We start from the raw sequence: 17423 nt of genomic DNA on the forward strand, positions 1-17423 counted from the left end.
CATGACTTCGCGGACTTTGAATACATTGATGCCGAAGACTTCCTTTCTCCCGGTACGCTGGTCGTGACCCAGGGAGAACAGCAGGATTTCCAGCTTGTTGGTCCCTGCCAGTTTTGTTCTGGCATCGATTTTTTTAAGAAGGTCTGACACAAGGGCATCCTAGACTAAGTGTGGAAGATAACCGGTACAGGACGATGCCCTTACAGGTGTGCTGCATGCCATGGCGTGCAGCGGTAATTTTTTGTGCATGAAAGACTGGTGCATCCTGCTGCTGGCAGTGAAGGCCAGGGTCTGAATGTTGTTTTATCAGAGAATATTTAAATAATTTTTATTTTTATTTATTATTCTCCAGATCTGGCAATAAGGCACACTATAGCTACTGTTATTGAAAACAACCAAGCACCATCAAAATATCTGTGATGCAGGTCAGGATATCGCAATAATCCCGGACTGCCAGGTAAACCTGCAAGCTGTTTTACATGTTTGCCGTGGTCATCCAGCAGGAGTGCGCCTCGCTGATGAGCACGATACCCACTATCAATGCCAAGTCGCAGGGCTTGGGCTCCACACTGAAAGACATCGGCACCAACTATCTGAACCTCATCCTTTCATCCTCCGGCCTGGCTTTGTACCGGGTGATCGTGGAGGAGGTTCCGCGCTTTCCCGATCTGGCGCGGCAGTTTTATCTGGCCGGCCCCAAGCGGGTGTCCGACCTGCTGACGCAGCGTATGCTGTTTTTTGTCGCGCCGGGGGATTTACAGCTCAAGGGCGTGGGGAGGCTGATGTCACCAAGCTGTTTGTCAGCCTGTTGCGGCATGATGCGCAATTTGAACTGCTGACCCACCCCTCATCCAGGCCATCTGCCGCGTAGATCGACCAGTGGGTGGGGCTGGCGGTCAATGTCTTTCTGCGGGCATTCGGGCGTGACGTTGGCATGGCCTGATGTCCGCAAGGCTGCTGCGTACTCAGGGTTACCAGATTTTGAATATGCCGGCGGCGTTGAGCGGGTGACACATTACACTGCTGCGGATACGGTTGCGGTTGCTATCGCCCGGCAGATCCACAATCCAGCCGCCGGCTGCCGCGGACATTTGCAGGGGGATTTCCTTGCCCTTGCTGAGCATGATGTCGTGGTAGACCGCGGCATCGTCTACATGCAGCTGGCCCTGGTCGGTGGTAATGCTGTAGCTGCTGGCAAAGGCGCTACCGCTGGCTTCCTTGTATTCCCGGCCCCAGCCGATCAGGTATTTCCTGACGTAACAGTCGGTTGCTGGCGTACCCGGCGGGTTGCTGGCAGTGGTACTGGCGCTGGCCTGTGGTCCTGAGAAGGCCTTGTTCAGGGATTGCATAAAGTCCCGGCTGCTTTGCATCAGATTGCTGCAGCCGCCAAGCAGCAGAAGAGTGCTGAGAATGACAATGGCCCGCATGGGTCTCCGGGATCAGGCGAAACTGCGCAAGCGCAGCCGGGTTGCAGAAGTTGGCACCGGACACTGGGCAAGTTGGTGCCTGCATGGCGCATGCTACCGTATTCACCTTGGTGGCGGAATGCTTGCTCATGTAAAGACGCATGCCCCATGCCGTCATTACCCTGCACGAAAAACGGGCATGTTTATTGCTGCGTAACAGCCTGTTATCCAAAGACTGACAGGTTGCACTACCTTGACGCCAAGCACCCAGATTTCCCGTCCCGATCTGCCTCATCCCTTGTCGCTATACCAGCCGAGTGCACTGGAAAACCTGATCCATCACCTGGATGGCATGGCCTATCGCGGTCGGGATGATCCGGCCCGGCGCATGCAGTTTGTCAGCCGTGGTTGTCTGGCGCTGTCCGGCTATTCTGCTGCAGTGCTGATGGCTAGTGATGCCGGCTGGATGGGCGTGATTCACAAGGATGACCGTGTGGTGGTGGCCGACATGCTGGCCAGCAGCTTGCGTGGCAATGGTCGCTTTGAGCTGCAATACCGGATCCGTACTGCTGGCGGGCAGATACGCCATGTGCGGGAGAGTGGAGTGGCTTCCGGAGAGGACGGCTGCATGGTGCTGGAGGGCTTTGTGATGGATGTCACCAGCCAGCAGCGCACCATTCGTGCACTGGCGCAGGCTGAAATGCGTTATCGCACCATTTTCGAGCATGCACAGGAAGGGATATTCCAGAGCAGCAAGACCGGGCGCTATCTGGCGGCCAATCCGGCGCTGGCGCGGCTGTACGGCTATGCCTCGCCGGAGGAGCTGATTCTCAACCTGTCCGACATCAGCTGCCAGTTGTATGTGGAGGCCGGGCGGCGTGAAGCCTTTTTGCACCTGATGGCGACGGCGGGGGAGGTGGTTAACTTCGAGTCCGAGGTATACCGCAAGGATGGCAAGCGCATCTGGATTTCGGAAAACGCCCATGTGGTGTCCTCGGAAAACGGCCGTTTCCTGTATTACGAAGGCACGGTGCAGGATATTTCCGAGCGCAAGCACTACCAGCAGCAACTGGAGATGCAGGCCAATTTTGATGCCCTGACCGGCTTGCCCAACCGCGCCTTGCTGTATGACCGGCTCAGGCAGTGCGTGGCACGGTCGGCACGGGCGCAAAGCCGGCTGGCGGTGGTGTTCATCGACCTGGACAACTTCAAGTTCATCAATGACAACCTGGGGCATGCCGCCGGCGACCAGTTGCTGAAGATTGTGGCCGAGCGTATTGCCGGCAGCATCCGCAAGCTGGATACCGTGGCGCGGCTGGGCGGCGACGAGTTTGTGCTGATTCTCAACGATCTGGACAGCGAAGCAGGCTTGGCCACCCTGCTGGAGCGTATCCGGCTGCGTACCAGCCAGCCAGTGCAGCTGCAGGCGCAAAGCTGCAATGTCAGCGCCAGCCTGGGCGTGGCGCTCTACCCACGCGACGGGCTGGATGAACAAACCCTGCTGCGCCATGCCGATGTCGCCATGTACGCGGCCAAGGCGGCTGGCAAGGATAATCTGCACTTTTTCACCGGCCAGCTGGACCGCCAGTCCGACGAGCGCTTCACTCTGGAGCGGGAAATGCGGCTGGCGTTGGAGCAGGATGGTTTTTCCGTGGCCTACCAGCCCAAGTTTGATCGTGCCGGGCAGATTGTCGGCGTGGAGGCGCTGGCGCGCTGGCAGCATGCGCAGTTGGGAAACATTAGTCCGGACCGCTTCATTCCGGTGGCAGAAGAGTGTGGGCTGATCCAGCCGCTCACCATGGCCATTCTGCGCCAGGCCTGTCGGGCCGTTGCCCGCTGCAATCTGGCGCGCACCCGGCCCATCAGCCTGGCAGTCAACCTGTCGCCACGGCTGTTCGAGCGCGATCATCTGTGCCGTGAACTGGCCAGCGTGCTGGCTGATTGCGGCTTTCCGCCGCAAGATCTGGAGCTGGAAATCACCGAGTCGCTGCTGCTGGGCGATACCGAACACATCATCGGCCAGCTGCAGGACCTGAAAAACTGGGGTGCCCGGCTGGCGATGGATGATTTTGGAACCGGCTACTCTTCCTTGGGGTATCTGGTGCGCTTCCCGCTGGACATCATCAAGATAGACCGCAGCCTGGTGGCGGGAATTGAAAGCAATGAACAGCAACGCATGGTGGTAAGTGCCGTGGTCACGCTGGGGCGCAATCTGGGCAAGGAAGTGGTGGCCGAGGGGGTGGAAACTCCGGCCCAGTTGCAATTTCTGCAGGAGATGGCCTGCAGCCAGTTTCAGGGTTTTGGCCTGTCGATGCCGCTGGATGAGGACGCCCTGCGGCAGCTGTTGGCGGATTGAATCCGTCGGATAGCCGCCACAGGGCTGTGGCGGGGTGGGGTAGCTGCTAGTCGGCAGCCAGTGCCAGCTGTGTTTGCAGCTGTAGCCAGCCGGCCTCTGCCGCGCTGCCATCCTTGAGTGCCACCCCGGTGCCACTGCTGCGACCGGCCCGGATCAGCCAGGCCAGTTTGTAAGCTGCCAGCGGGTAGGGCAGGCCTTGCGGGCGCACATTGGAAATGCAGTTGCGCTCGGAATCCATGCGCCCGCTGCGTGGCGCGCTGGTGAGATACACCCCTAGGCTGTCCGGCGAACTGAGGCCGGGACGCTCGCCAATCAGCATCACCACCATGGCCGCCTGCAGGCATTCACCCACTTCATCGGCCAGCGCTACCCGCGCTTCGGTGGCCAGTACCACCGGCCCCACCCGCAAGCCCTGCTCTTGCAAATAGGGCAGGGTGGCGGCAATCAGCGGCAGCGCATGGCTGGCCACGGCACGGGCCGACAAGCCATCGCCAATCACGAACAGTACATCACAAGGTTCCACTGCGGCAGCCAGCAGGCTGGCACGGCTGTCCGGATGCAGGCGGCGGCCCTGGTCCGGCCGTTGCAGATAGGCGGCGCGGCTGGGTGCGGCGCTGCGCACTTGCAGGCTGGGCAGTTGCAGGTCTTGCAGGGACGCGCTCAGTGCGGACAGCTCCAGCGGCGTGTGCACGGCATCGCGGGCCTGGGCATGGGCCAGGGCAAAGCGCAGGGTTTCGCGGGTGGGCAGGCTGGCTCCCACCCGTCCCAGCGCAATGCGCGCCACGGTGTGGCTGGCCAGGTCCTGCCAACTGTCTTCGGTAATCGGGCTGATACTGCCGTGGCTGAGGGGCGCATTCATGACAAGGTCTCCATCAATTGCAACAGGGCCTGCTGGCGGTCTTGTGCCTGCAGCTTGCCGGCGCGGGTAATGGCCATGCCCTCCAGCCAGTCTTCGAACTCCGGCGCGCGCTTCAGGCCCAGCAACTGGCGCAGGTAGAGCGCATCGTGGAAGGAGGTGCTCTGATAGCCCAGCATGATGTCGTCGGCACCTGGCACGCCAATGATGAAGTGGATGCCCGCCGCACCCAGCAGGGTGAGCAGGCTGTCCATATCGTCCTGGTCGGCTTCGGCGTGATTGGTGTAGCAGATGTCGCAGCCCATGGGCAGGCCCATCAGCTTGCCGCAGAAGTGGTCTTCCAGCCCGGCGCGGATGATCTGCTTGCCGTTGTACAGGTATTCCGGGCCGATAAAGCCCACCACGGTGTTCACCAGCAAGGGTGAGAAGTGCCGCGCCACCGCATAGGCGCGCACTTCGCAGCTTTGCTGGTCCACGTCCCAGTGGGCATTGGCCGACAGCGCGCTGCCCTGGCCGGTTTCGAAATACATCACATTGTCGCCTACCGTGCCGCGGCGCAGCTCCAGTGCGGCCTGCTGCGCTTCGCCCAGTACCGCCAGGTTGATGCCGAAGCCGCTATTGGCTTGTTCCGTACCGGCAATGGACTGAAACACCAGATCCACCGGCGCGCCGCGCTGGATCAGCTCCAGCGTGCTGGTAACGTGGGTGAGTACACAGCTTTGGGTGGGAATGGCATAGCGCTGGCGCACTTCGTCCATCATCGCCAGCATGGTGTGGATGGCTTCCGGGCTGTCGCTGGCCGGATTGATGCCGATCACCGCATCGCCCGCGCCGTACAGCAGGCCGTCCAGCATGGCGGCGGCAATGCCGCGTGCGTCGTCGGTGGGATGGTTGGGCTGCAGCCGCACGCCCATGTGGCCGGGCAGGCCCTGGGTATTGCGAAAGCGGGTGATCACCCGGCATTTGCTGGCCACCCACACCAGGTCCTGGTTGCGCATCAGCTTGCTGACGGCGGACACCATTTCCGGCGTCAGGCCGGGTGCCACTGCCGCCAGCGTGCTGCTATTGGCTGCATCGGACAGCAGCCAGTCGCGCAGGCCGCCAACCGTCAGGTGGCTGATGGGGGCAAAGGCGTGGGCGTCGTGGCTGTCGATGATCAGGCGGCTGACTTCGTCCTGCTCGTAAGGAATCAGCAGCTCTTGCAGGAAGGTGGTGAGTGGCACGTCGGCCAGACACATTTGTGCCGCCACCCGCTCTTCGGCGCTGCTGGCGGCAATCCCGGCCAGCTGGTCGCCAGAACGCAGCGGTGTGGCGCGGGCCAGCAGGGTTTTCAGGTCGTCGAAGCGGTAACGGCGCGGGCCGATGGTGATGGCGTAGGACATGGTTTACCGGGGTGTGCCGGGCACACCCCGCCTCTCTCTTATTCGCTGCGGGCTACAGCAGGTTTCAGCGTGATGGCATCGCCACCTTCCAGCAGATGATCACTGGCGGCTGCCGCGCGCTGGCGGTGGGTGAGCAGGTAGTAGGCATAGGCCACGGCCAGGCTGCCGGCAAAAATCAGTGCCAGTAGCTGGTTGTACCAGATCATGGCCACCAGGCAGACCACGGCGCAGGCCAGTGCCAGGCCGGGCAGCAGCGGGTAGGCCGGTGCGCTGAACGGACGGGCCAGGGTGGGTTCGCTGCGGCGCAGCTTGAACAGCGCCAGCATGGACACGATGTACATCACGATGGCACCGAATACCGACAGGGTGACGATGTTGGCGGTCAGCGGCTGACCGGCGATCTGGATCAGGTCGTCACTGAAAATGGCGGCAATGCCGATAAGGCCGCCCACGATGATGGCGCGATGCGGCGTCTTGAAGCGCGGGTGGATCACCGCCAGCATCGGCGGCAGGTAACCGGCACGGGCCAGCGCGAAGATCTGGCGCGAATAGCCCATGATGATGCCGTGGAAGCTGGCAATCAGGCCCAGCAGGCCCAGCCATACCAGCATGTGCAGCCAGCCGCTGTTGCTGCCCACGATCAGCTTCATCGCCTGCGGCAGCGGGTCGTTGATATTGGCCAGCTTGCTCCAGTCACCGGCACCACCGGCCATGATCATCACGCCCATGGCCAGTGCCACCAGGGTGAGGATGCCGGCCACATAGGCGCGCGGAATGGTACGGCTGGGGTCCTTGGCTTCTTCGGCGGCCATGGCAGCGCCTTCGATGGCGAGGAAGAACCAGATGGCAAACGGAATGGCGGCAAACATGCCACCCACGGCGCTCAGACTGAAGCTGTCGCTACCGGCCCAGCCGTGATGGGTGAAGTTGTCCCAGCTAAAGCCCGGCGACACCACGCCCATGAACAGCAGCAATTCGAAAATGGCCAGCAGGGTGACTACCAGCTCGAACGCTGCGGCCACGCTGACACCGACGATATTCAGCGCCATGAACACGATGTAGGCACCGCAGGCAATCCACTTGGCGCTCAGCTCGGGAAACTGCACGTTCAGATAAGCACCGATGGCCAGCGCGATGGCCGGCGGGGCAAACACGAATTCGCACAAGGTGGCAAAACCGGCGACAAAACCGCCAACCGGGCCAAAGGCGCGGCGCGCATAGGCAAACGGGCCGCCGGCATGTGGAATGGCGGTGGTCAGCTCGGTAAAGCTGAAAATGAAGGCCGTGTACATGATGGCCACGAAGATGGAGCTGAGCAGAAAGCCCAGCGTACCGGCCTGGGCCCAGCCATAGCTCCAGCCAAAGTATTCGCCCGAGATCACCAGCCCGACGGCGATCCCCCATAGTTGCCAGCCGCCCAGCTTGCGCGCCAGGCCGTGATTGTTGCTGCTCATGACATTTCCCTTTTGGTATCACTTCTCCCTGCCCGGTGCGGTGGCATCCGGGGCCTGTGATGCATGCTAGGCAGAGAGGTGCAGGCGGCGTTATCGGAAATCGGAAAAGAAAAACCGTCCACCAACCCGGCTGAAGCCAGCAGCTACGCCAGCTGGATGGTGCAGTGCAAGAGTCGTGCCCGGACCATGATTGCTGACGGTGCGTGCTGGCGGGCTTGTTGCGCCAATCCGGCACCGTGATGAGGCATACTGCTGTCGCGCATGCACCGTGGCGGGGAATTTGCCGATTTACGATAGCGCTGGCGCAGAAAAGCGCCATCAGGGCTGGTGTGCTTCTTGCTAATCATCTGCAGGATCAACGATTTCACGGAGCCGCAGATGGACCCGCTGGCACATGGCTTATCACTGCAGTTTGTCACCCGCCTGGCCGATGATGCTGCCGATCAGGCCGCCTTCATCAGTGGCTGGCAGCAGGATTACGCGCAGATCTCCTGTGGCCGTTTTTCCGGGCGGCTGGATGAGCTGTGCCTGGGGCGCTTGCAGGTGTTCCGCGAATACTCGGCCCGCGAAACCTACCAGCAATGCCAGCCGTGGCAGGGGGCCATCTGGTTTGGCATCCCCGCGCCCGGTAGTGGCGAGCGGCTGCGCTTTCATGGCCGCAGCGTGCCGCCGTCTGCCGTGCTGGTGGCCATGGGCGGCACCGACTTCACCCTGCGCACCCCGGACGACTTCACCATTTACGGCATCGTGCTGGAACAGCAGGTACTGGCGCAGCGCCATCTGGAGCTGTTTGGCCGCGACCTCCCGCCGCACTGGCTGCAGACGGCTGCGGTCTGCCTGGCACCAGACAGGCAGCAGGCCCTGTGCGGACAGATTGCCGAACTGCTGGCGCTGGCGCGGCACACGCCGGACAGCATTGGCCGCCAATTACTGCTGGATTGTTCGGTGGATGCCTTGCTGCTGGCCTTGTCACAGTCTGCCGCAGAACCATTGCTGCGGCGTGAGGGCAGCAGTCAGCGCCACTGGCAATGGGTGGAGCAGGCACGCCAGCGGGCCTTGCAGCCGGCGCAGAACTGGCTGAGCGTGGAGGGCTTGTGCCGTGAGCTGCATGTGACACGCCGCACCTTGCAGAACGGCTTTCAGGAAGTCACCGCCATGAGTCCGCTGCCTTTCCTGCGCGCACTCCGGCTTAATCAGGTGCGTCGCCTGCTGCGCTCACCGGTCAGCGGACAGGAGAGTATCCAGCAACTGGCCGAAGACTGGGGTTTTGCCAGTCCCAGCCATTTCACCTACGACTATCGCCGCCTGTTTGGCGAAACCCCCAGCCAGACGCGGCAGCAGCCACGACACTAAGCCGATATCAGCCGCCTTGCTGCGCCAGTTGCTGTTGCACCAGCATGCCCACGCGGGTGAGGGCGGCGACATAGCGCTCGTCCAGCGGATAGCAGCAGGACAGGCGCATGGCATTGCGGTAACGGCCGCCGGGTGAATACAGCGGGCCGGGCATGATGCTGATGTTCTCGGCAATGGCTGCATGAAACAGCGCCACGCTGTCGCAGCCTTCCGGCAGTTCCAGCCAGATCAGAAAGCCGCCCGCCGGGTCCGTGGCACGGGTGCCGGCCGGGAAGTGACGGGCAATCAGGCCACGCACTTTTTCCACATGCTGGGCGTAATGGCGCTTGAGCGCCCGCAGATGGTGGTCGTAGCCGCCGGATTCCAGAAACGCGCCCAGGGTTTCCGACAGCACCATGGGCTGGGCCACCGAAGAAGCAAACTTCAGCTTGCGCAGCGCCGCGCCAAAGCGCCCGCCTTCCATCCAGCCGATGCGGAAATCCGGTGCCAGCGTCTTGGTATAACTGGTGCAGAAGATGATCCAGCCGTCTTCGTCAAACGCCTTGGCCGCCGGGGCTTGGGTATCGCTGAACTGCAGCTCGGCATACAGGCCGTCCTCAATCAGCGGCACCTGGTATTGATTCACCAGCCGTGCCAGCCTCTTCTTGGCTTCCAGCGGCATGCTGCAGCCCAGCGGATTGTGCACATTGGGCATGGCCACCAGTGCGCTGATGCGGCCTTCGGACAGCAATAGCTCCACCGCATCCACCGACAGGCCGTGCTGCGGGTCGGTGGGAATCTCTACCGCCTTCAAGCCCAGGCTGGCAAACAGCGGCAGCAGGTTGAAATAGGTGGGCGATTCCAGCCCCACGGCATCGCCGGGCCGGGTGACCGCGCGCAGCGCCAGTTGCAGCGCCTCCATGCAGCCATTGGTGAGGATGATGTTTTCCGCCTGCAAGGCCATGCCCAGCTCCATGCTGCGGCGGGCAATCTGTACCCGCAACCGCTCGGAGCCGGGCGGCAGGGCATAGGTGCTGACCATGCCGGGCTGGCGACGCAATATCTGCCCCATCAGCCTGGCCAGCTTGTTGCCGGGGTAGAAGTCGCTGCCGCGCGGGCAGGCCAGTGCCAGGTCGATGAAGCCGGGAGTCTGCTGCGCATCCAGTACCGCACCGATCAGATCCAGCACCTTGCTTTCCGTGGGCTTGGCCACGCTGCTCTGGGTCATCACCGGACGGGCGGGCGAGGGCAGGCGCGCCCGCACATAGTAGCCGGACTGTGGCCGGGCCTCGATCAGCCCCCGATCTTCCAGTACCCGGTAGGCCGCCACCACCGTGTTCAGGCTCAGTTGCCGGCTTTGCGAGGTGCGCCGTACCGATGGCAGGCGCGAGCCGGGCGGCAAGGTGCCACGGGCAATGGCCAGCGACAGGTCTTCCGCCAGTTGCTGGTATAGGGTGGCACTGGCGGCGGTGCTGCGGGGCAGGCTTTCTGGAGGCATGGCGGGTATTCCGGGCAAGACAGGGCAAGGATCAACAATGCCGCAGCATGGCTGCCGGCGACAGTGACAGTGCTCATCATAGTCTGTGGTGACAGTTTCGGTAAAATCGCAACTGTCACCGTGACAATAGTAGATTGTTGCAGCTGTCACCATGTGCCGCTCCCGCCTTAGCATGATGGAAGCGCATCACCAAACCGGCTGATGCATTGCCATGAGGAGCCCTGACATGCTGGAAGTCGCCTTGCTGTCCTATGTGGGTGTGATGTCCATCACGCCCGGTCCCAACAACCTGATGCTGGCTACCTCCGGGGTCAATTACGGTTTCCGTCGCACCTTGCCGCACATGCTGGGCATCAGTATCGGTTGCGCGGCCCAGGTATTCATTACCGCCAGCCTGCTGGCCTGGGCCTTGCAATGGATACAGGCGGCGCGGCTGCCGCTGGCGGTGGCCGGCTGTATCTATTTGCTGTGGCTGTCGTGGAAGATTGCCCGTTCTGCCGCACCGCAGGGCGGGGAGAGCGGCAAGCCGATGAGCTTTCTGGCGGCCGCACTGTTCCAGTGGGTCAACCCCAAGGCCTGGGTGATGGTGCTCAATGCTTCCATTCTGTTCATGCCTGCCGATGCCGAGGCACGTCTGGGCGCGGCCATGCTGCTGGCTGTCATCTTTGCGCTGGTCAACCTGCCCTGTATCAGCCTGTGGGCGTGGATGGGCGAGCGGCTGCGTCATCTGCTCAGCGCAGCACCTGCCTTGCTGCTGTTCAACCTGCTGATGGGTCTGCTGATGGGAGGCACCGCGCTGTGGTTGCTGCTGGATGAAATCCGCCATGCCTGGCCCGGCCTGCTGTAAGCTGAAAACAATGTCCTGATCTGGCAGCATCTTGTCTGTAAGCAGCATCTGGCCTGGCTATGGGTGTCCTTAGACTGTGTCCATGATCTGAACCGGAGCATGGACATGAACAAGGCAGCACTGCTGGTGATTGATGTGCAGGATTCCTTCTTGCAGCGTGATTATTGGGATGAAACGGCCTTGCCGCCATTTCGCCAGAACGTGCTGGCGCTGATTGCCGGCGCGCGCGCGGCAGGCATGCCGGTGGTGTATGTGTTGCATGAGGACGGTGACGGCCCGTTTGCTGCGGAAAGTGGTCTGGTGCGGCCTATGGCGTGGTTGCCGGCTAATCCGGATGCCATCTTCATCAAACATGTGCACAATGCCATGCTGGATTCCGGCTTGCAGCCCTGGCTGGCCGAGCGCGGCATCCGCAAGCTGCTGGTGTCGGGCATCCGCACCGAGCAGTGCTGCGAAACCACCACCCGGGTGGCGTCCGATCTGGGTTTTGCGGTGGATTTTGTCAGTGAGGCCACGCTCACCTTTGCCATGTGCCACCCGCTCAGTGGCAAGCTGTTTGGCGCTGAGGAAATCCGGGAAAAGACCGAACTGGTGCTGGCCGGGCGCTTTGCCAGCATTGTGACCGTGGAGCAGGCGCTGGCGCGTCTGTAGGTAGTGTTTTTATCGATCAGCCCATTCGCGCCGGGTGTGGCTGGTATGACGGAGCGTATTTCATGCCTTTGAAGGATGTGTTGCAGGCGCTGGCCATCGTGCTGATCTGGGGCGTCAATTTCGTGGTGATCAAGTACGGCGTGGCCGATGTGCCGCCCTTGTTGCTGGGTGCCCTGCGTTTCATGCTGGCTGCCTTCCCGGCGGTGCTGCTGGTGCGCAGGCCCCGCCTACCCTGGGGCTGGGTGGCGGCTTATGGCCTGTCTGTTGGCGTGGGGCAGTTTGCCTTCTTGTTTTCCGCCATCAAGCTGGGCATGCCGGCGGGTCTCGCCTCGGTGGTATTGCAGTCGCAGGCCTTCTTTACCCTGATTCTGGCCGGGCTGATGCTGCATGAGCGCTGGCAGGCCGCACAGATTCTCGGCCTGTTGTGCGCCTGTGCCGGTCTGGCGCTGATCGGGCTGGCCAAGGGCGGCAGCATGACGGCCATCGGTTTTGGCCTGACGCTGGCGGCGGCTTTCTGCTGGGCTTCGTCCAATATCATCGTGCGGCTGATGGGTAAGGCCGGGCACAAGGTGGAGCCGCTGAATCTGGTGGTGTGGTCCAGCCTGGTGCCGCCGCTGCCGTATCTGGCCTTGTCCTGGTGGCTGGAGGGGCCGCAGCGCATGGAAATCGCCTTGCGCCATTTCTCGCTCGGTTCTTTCCTGGCGGTGGCCTATCTTGCCTTCATGGCCACTTTGCTGGGTTATGGCATGTGGAGCCGCCTGCTCAGCCGCCATCCGGCCAACAAGGTCGCCCCATTCTCGCTGCTGGTGCCGGTGGTGGGCGTGCTGACTTCGGCCCTGCTGCTGGGTGAGCGGCTGAGTCTGCTGCAGGCCGCCGGCAGCGTGCTGTTGCTGGCCGGACTGGTGGTGAACGTGTTTGGCGGCATGCTGCTGGCTCGCTGGCGGCGCGGGACATTGGCCCATGGCGCGTGAAGTCTGGTTTGTCCTGCCGCCGCGCTTCATGCTGCTGGATTTTGCCGGTCCGGCAGAAGCCATGCGCATTGCCACCGAGTTTGGTGCGGATTTTCAGCTGCACTATGCTGCCTGCGATGTGCAGACATCTTGCTCGCTGGGCTTGCCGCTAGGTGGTTTGCAGCCCTTGCCGGTACAACTGCCGGACGACAGCCTGATTATCATCCCCGGGGCTGATTGCTCGGCTGAAGCCTATGCCCTGCCGGAGGCACGCCGGATTGTAGGCTGGCTGAACAGCTGCTTCGACCCGCAACGGCATGTGCTGGCTACCATCTGCTCTGCGGCCTTGCTTGCCGGCATGGCCGGTTTGCTGGCACATCGCCAATGTACAACGCACCACAGCCTGATCACCCGGCTGCAAGACAGTGACAATAGCGCCAGCGTGCTGGAAAACCGGGTGTTTGTGCAGGATGGTGCGGTATGGACCAGCGCCGGCATCACCGCCGGCATCGATCTGGCGTTGCAGCTGATCAGCCAACTGGCCAGCCCGGCCATCACCCGCGAGGTGGCGCGGGAAATGGTGGTGTACTTCCGCCGCTCCGGCCAGGATGTGCAGCTGTCACCGTGGCTGGCGCATCGCAACCATCTGCATCCTGCGGTACACAAGGTGCAGGATCTGATTGCCGCCAGCCCGGAGCAGGACTGGAGCCTTTCCGCGCTGGCCGGACAGGTACATGTCAGCGTGCGTCACCTGTCGCGTTTGTTCCGCGAGCACGCGGGTGTTTCGGTGCATGACTACCATCTGGCGCTACGCGCTGCGCGGGCCAACCAGTGGCGGACAGCCGGCTTGTCCAAGGAGAAGGCGGCGCTGGCCGCCGGTTTTTCTTCGGCGCGGCAGTGGCAGCGGGTGCAGGCTGCGGCAAAGGTTTCCTGACAAAAATTAACTCAAGTTTACCTGATGACTGTCGATATAATGCTGACGTCGCGCCGTGCTGCGCCGGTATGTCGCCCCCAGAACAAGTAGAAATGGTTACCGTCATGAACATCCGCACCCGCCGTATGGCTGCCGTATCCCTGTTGCTGGGCCTGACTGCCTGTGCCTCCGCCAGTCAGCCGCTTGCCGAGTCCGCCCGTCCGCAGGCCATGCCGGTGGCTGCTACGGCCTCCTTTACCGGCGTGGGCTATGCTGGTCCGGGCATCGAGCCGGAAGCCCCCAGGGTGGTGGTGAAGGAAATCAATCCCAATGCGCCCATTGTCATCCGGGCCACTGGCAGCGGGGCGGCACCTTATTCCTCGGCACTGACTCCGTCGCAGCGCAAGCTGCTGTCCATGCGTGCTGCGCGGCTGGATGCCTTCCGTTCTATCGCCGAACAGGTGCAGGGCATGAAGCTGGTGGGTAACAGCTCGGTAGCCAATATGGTGGCCACCAGCGACGGCTTCCGCACTTATGTCGATGCCTATCTGCGCGGCGTGCATCTGGTGTCCACCAATATATTGCCGGATGGCACCAGCGAGGCGGTGGCGGAAATCACCCTCGACCAGGATTTCTACAAACAGTACAAGAATGCGCTGGAAAAAACCGGCAGTGTGATGAAGGCTGCCCAGCAAGATGGCGTGGCCGGCCTGGAGTGCGCCGAAGGCAACTGCGGTGCCACGCGTTATGAAAGCAACTTCTACGTAGCCCACTGATGACGACACGGCTTGTTTCCCGCATGGTAGCCGCCCTTGTGGCGGCTTTTGCGTTGGCGGCTTCACTGCATGCCGCTCCCATCATTGCCGAAGGGGTGGCTGATATGGAGGCCGGCAGTCCGGCTGCGCGTGAAATGGCCATCCGTGATGCCCTGCAGCAGGCGGCCATCAGCAACGGTGCTGCGCTGCAATCTCTGCAATTGCTTCAGTCCGGCAATGTCAGCGAAAGCAGCGCCTTGTCGGCACCTTCCCTGCAAGGCAAGGTAAAGATCCTGCAGGAGTACAGCAGCGACGGCATGTACCATGTCCGTCTCAGCATCGATCCGCAAGCCAGTGCCGCCGGTCCGGTCGGGGCTGCGCCGCAGCCGGCGCAGAATGCCAATTGCGGCATGCCCGCCGGGCGCAGCCTGCGGCGCAAATTGCTGACCACCTATTTTTATGTGGTGAATCCGGCTGAAGCCAACGATCTGCGTAATCTGGCCAGTCGCCTGCCGGCCGATCTGGCCCGCCGTCTGCGCCAGCAAAACCAGTTTGATGTACGCAATGCCGGCCATCTCACCGTGCTAAGCAATATGGCGGCGGATGAACCGGTAGCTGGCTGGGAGACCGTGCGCGAGCTGGGGAGGCGCGAAGATGTGCAGTTTGTGGTGGCTGGGCGGGTATTGTCTACCGGGGTGGTGAGCAAGAGCCTGCGTCACACCATGTATGAATCCAACAATACCAGTCAGCAGGGGGCGTATTACACCGGACCGCTGGCCGGCCTGTTTGGCGGTGCACTCAAATATGCGCCGTCGGCGCGGCAGTTTGATCTGGAAGTATGGATTTACGATGCGCTGACTGGCGCGGTGCTGGCCGACCAGCGCATCAGCCGCATTGCCCAGGGCCAGGTGGTGGCACAGCTGCCGGCAGACTTTGCCACTACTGCCTTCTGGCAGGGTGATTATGGCCGGGTGGTGGATGATCTGCTCGACCAAGCCACCCGTCAGCTGGTGGAGGTAGTTAGCTGTATTCCGCTATCGGCCAAGGTGGTTAAAGTGGAGGAGGGCAGGCAGGTATTCGTCAATGTCGGCGGGCTGGATGGCATGAAGGTGGGCGACCAGATGCTGCTGTACAAGCCGCGTTCGGCGCAGATCGTGCGTAGTGGCGGCGGTGTGCGCGAACTGGGCGTGCCAGAGGAGCTGTCCGGCACCATCACCCTGACCCAGGTGCAGCCCAATTTCTCCATTGCCCAGGTACAAAGCGCCAAGCTCAAGGTGGAAGAGGGCGATTACGTCCGTTTCATGACCCGGCGTTGAGCCACTGAATAAAGCCCCGCCAGATGCGGGGCTTTTTGCTGGAAGCGGGGTAAATCAGGCCTGCTCGGCAAACTTCAGCAGCGCATCGCCCGTCAGGCGGTATTTCACCCATTCCGCCTGGGCAGCTGCACCGAATGATTCATAAAAATCAATGGCCGGCTGATTCCAGTCCAGCACGCTCCATTCGAAGCGGCCACAGCCACGGGCAACAGCCAGTTGCGCCAGGTGACGCAACAGCTTTTTGCCGGCACCGCTGCCACGCGCTGCCGGGGTGATGTAGAGGTCTTCCAGATACAGGCCGGACTTGCCCTGCCAGGTGGAATAATTGAAGAAATACACCGCATAGCCCACCGGCTGGCCATCCTGCAGGCAGATCAGGCCATGGGCGGTGCTGTCCGGGCCGAACAGCGACTGTTCGATATCGGCCACACTGGCCACCACTTCGTGTTCGGCCTTTTCATAAATGGCCAGTTCGCGGATATAGCCCAGAATCAGTGCGGCATCGTCATGGGTGGCGGGGCGAATTTCTATGGTCACAAGCGAAGTCCTTTGATACGCCATCAGGCGTGCAAAATGAAAAAGGCCGGTTGCCCGGCCCTGTGTCTGTGCCTGCAGGGTTCAACCTGCCAGCCAGTTGCCCGGATGGGCCTCCAGCCAGGTCTTGATGCTGCGTGCATCGTTGACGCGGGCGGAATTGCCGCCTGCGGCCAGCAACACGATGATCAGCGGCTGCGAGCCCACGGTGGTTTGCATCACCATGCAGCGGCCAGCTTCCTGGATGTAGCCGGTTTTCTGGATGCTGATATCCCAGTTGCCCTCGCGCACCAGCGCATTGCTGTTGCGATATTGCAGCACACGGTTGCGTACCGAGACAATCTGGTGATCCGGCGTGGTGGTGAAGGCGCGGATCAGCGGGTAGTTGTGCGCGGCTTTCACCATGCGTGCCAGATCATGCGCGGTGGAAGTGTTGCGCAGGTCCAGGCCGGTGGGGTCGTAGAACACTGATTCGTTCATGCCCAGGCTGCGCGCCTTCTTGTTCATGCGCTCGACAAAGGCGGCGGTGCCACCAGGCAGGGCGGTGCGGGCCAGCGTGGCGGCGGCACGGTTTTCCGAGGACATCAGCGCCAGCAACAGCATTTCCTTGCGCGGCAGCGTGGTGCCCACGGCCAGGCGCGAGGTAGTGTTCTTCAGGCGGTCGATCTCGGCATCGGAAACTGAAACTTCCTGATCCAGTGACACGCCGGAGTCCAGCAGCACCATGGCCGTCATCAGCTTGGTGATGGAGGCAATGGGCATGCGCTGGTGAATGTTCTTTTCGTACAGCGGCTCGCCGGTATTGCCATTGAGCACCAGCACCGAATGGGAATTCAGGCGCGGTACGGCATGGTCGGCCATCTGACTGGCAACCATAACGCCAGGCGGCGGCGCAGCCACTGCCGGCATCGCCAGGGCGGCGGAAACCAGCAGGGCGGCAAATTTTCTCAGCATAAGAGATACACTCCCGTGTCTTGTCGTTGGAGATACAGCCTTGCAGAAACGCCTGTCACCACCATGTTGATGGGCAAGGATTCTTCATCTCGGCTCGTGATCGGGTTGCCTACATTTTAAACAATGTTTTGCCTCTGTGGCAGGCAATTTCACAGATAAAAATCAATTGTGCGCCGGGAGTGAGTTCATCCTGTTATCGGCGTAAAATCGCTACACTTG

16 protein-coding genes and 1 pseudogene are annotated in these 17423 nt (G+C 61.8%); 9 read left to right on the forward strand and 8 right to left on the reverse strand.

All coding sequences use genetic code 11. From position 1 onward, the window contains the following. Positions 1-150: pseudogene (locus tag QVF59_RS15020) on the reverse strand (chemotaxis protein CheV); the annotation flags it as partial. A gap of 329 nt (positions 151-479) precedes the next feature. Between QVF59_RS15020 and QVF59_RS15025 the strand changes: the two are divergent. Then, positions 480-839: a TetR/AcrR family transcriptional regulator C-terminal domain-containing protein gene (locus tag QVF59_RS15025; protein WP_287881016.1), complete on the forward strand. Its 360-nt coding sequence runs from the start codon at positions 480-482 to the stop codon at positions 837-839. A 132-nt stretch (positions 840-971) separates the two neighbouring features. Here the strand turns inward: QVF59_RS15025 and QVF59_RS15030 are convergent, their stop codons facing one another. Next, positions 972-1349, reverse strand: a complete 378-nt coding sequence (locus tag QVF59_RS15030) for a hypothetical protein (protein WP_287881017.1) — start codon at positions 1347-1349, stop codon at positions 972-974. Between the two features lie 310 nt (positions 1350-1659). Between QVF59_RS15030 and QVF59_RS15035 the strand changes: the two genes are divergently transcribed. After that, positions 1660-3762: a putative bifunctional diguanylate cyclase/phosphodiesterase gene (locus QVF59_RS15035; RefSeq protein WP_287881019.1), complete on the forward strand. Its 2103-nt coding sequence runs from the start codon at positions 1660-1662 to the stop codon at positions 3760-3762. Between the two features lie 46 nt (positions 3763-3808). Here QVF59_RS15035 and eutC read toward each other — a convergent pair whose 3' ends face one another. Genes eutC through eat form a run of 3 tightly spaced genes read right to left on the reverse strand, consistent with a single transcriptional unit; the run spans position 3809 to position 7454 of the window. Further along, positions 3809-4621, reverse strand: coding sequence for an ethanolamine ammonia-lyase subunit EutC (gene eutC, locus QVF59_RS15040; protein ID WP_287881021.1), 813 nt, complete (start codon positions 4619-4621; stop codon positions 3809-3811). After that, entirely contained in the window at positions 4618-6000 is a 1383-nt protein-coding gene (locus tag QVF59_RS15045; protein WP_287881023.1) for an ethanolamine ammonia-lyase subunit EutB, read from the reverse strand. The genes eutC and QVF59_RS15045 overlap by 4 nt, the downstream gene beginning before the upstream one ends. A gap of 38 nt (positions 6001-6038) precedes the next feature. Beyond that, positions 6039-7454, reverse strand: a complete 1416-nt coding sequence (eat, locus tag QVF59_RS15050) for an ethanolamine permease (protein WP_287881024.1) — start codon at positions 7452-7454, stop codon at positions 6039-6041. A 378-nt stretch (positions 7455-7832) separates the two neighbouring features. Between eat and QVF59_RS15055 the strand changes: the two genes are divergently transcribed. Further along, the gene (locus tag QVF59_RS15055) at positions 7833-8807 is read left to right on the forward strand and encodes a helix-turn-helix domain-containing protein (RefSeq protein WP_287881026.1); all 975 of its coding nucleotides are present in this window, start codon (positions 7833-7835) and stop codon (positions 8805-8807) included. A gap of 7 nt (positions 8808-8814) precedes the next feature. Here the strand turns inward: QVF59_RS15055 and QVF59_RS15060 are convergent, their stop codons facing one another. Further along, positions 8815-10284: an aminotransferase-like domain-containing protein gene (locus QVF59_RS15060; RefSeq protein WP_287881027.1), complete on the reverse strand. Its 1470-nt coding sequence runs from the start codon at positions 10282-10284 to the stop codon at positions 8815-8817. Between the two features lie 226 nt (positions 10285-10510). Between QVF59_RS15060 and QVF59_RS15065 the strand changes: the two genes are divergently transcribed. From QVF59_RS15065 to QVF59_RS15090, 6 genes are all read left to right on the forward strand, one after another. Then, positions 10511-11131 (forward strand): LysE family translocator, encoded by a 621-nt coding sequence (locus QVF59_RS15065; protein WP_159878267.1) that lies wholly within the window; start codon positions 10511-10513, stop codon positions 11129-11131. 105 nt (positions 11132-11236) lie between these two features. After that, complete coding sequence (locus QVF59_RS15070; protein ID WP_287881033.1) at positions 11237-11782, forward strand: isochorismatase family protein; 546 nt, start codon at positions 11237-11239, stop codon at positions 11780-11782. A gap of 62 nt (positions 11783-11844) precedes the next feature. Next, entirely contained in the window at positions 11845-12753 is a 909-nt protein-coding gene (locus tag QVF59_RS15075; RefSeq protein WP_159878263.1) for an EamA family transporter, read from the forward strand. Then, complete coding sequence (locus tag QVF59_RS15080; protein WP_287881035.1) at positions 12743-13666, forward strand: GlxA family transcriptional regulator; 924 nt, start codon at positions 12743-12745, stop codon at positions 13664-13666. Before QVF59_RS15075 ends, QVF59_RS15080 begins: the two co-directional genes overlap by 11 nt. Positions 13667-13770: 104 nt before the next feature. Beyond that, the gene (locus QVF59_RS15085) at positions 13771-14421 is read left to right on the forward strand and encodes an LPP20 family lipoprotein (RefSeq protein WP_159878259.1); all 651 of its coding nucleotides are present in this window, start codon (positions 13771-13773) and stop codon (positions 14419-14421) included. Further along, positions 14421-15716, forward strand: a complete 1296-nt coding sequence (locus tag QVF59_RS15090; protein WP_287881037.1) for a flagellar assembly protein T N-terminal domain-containing protein — start codon at positions 14421-14423, stop codon at positions 15714-15716. The genes QVF59_RS15085 and QVF59_RS15090 overlap by 1 nt, the downstream gene beginning before the upstream one ends. Positions 15717-15770: 54 nt before the next feature. On the opposite strand, the gene QVF59_RS15095 is transcribed toward QVF59_RS15090, so the two are convergent. Further along, complete coding sequence (locus tag QVF59_RS15095; protein WP_287881039.1) at positions 15771-16253, reverse strand: GNAT family N-acetyltransferase; 483 nt, start codon at positions 16251-16253, stop codon at positions 15771-15773. Between the two features lie 81 nt (positions 16254-16334). Beyond that, positions 16335-17204 (reverse strand): serine hydrolase, encoded by an 870-nt coding sequence (locus QVF59_RS15100; RefSeq protein WP_159878253.1) that lies wholly within the window; start codon positions 17202-17204, stop codon positions 16335-16337. Positions 17205-17423: the final 219 nt, after the last annotated feature.

Origin of the sequence: Aquitalea sp. (assembly GCF_030150775.1) — a bacterium.
Taxonomy (GTDB): Bacteria; Pseudomonadota; Gammaproteobacteria; order Burkholderiales; family Chromobacteriaceae; genus Aquitalea; species Aquitalea denitrificans.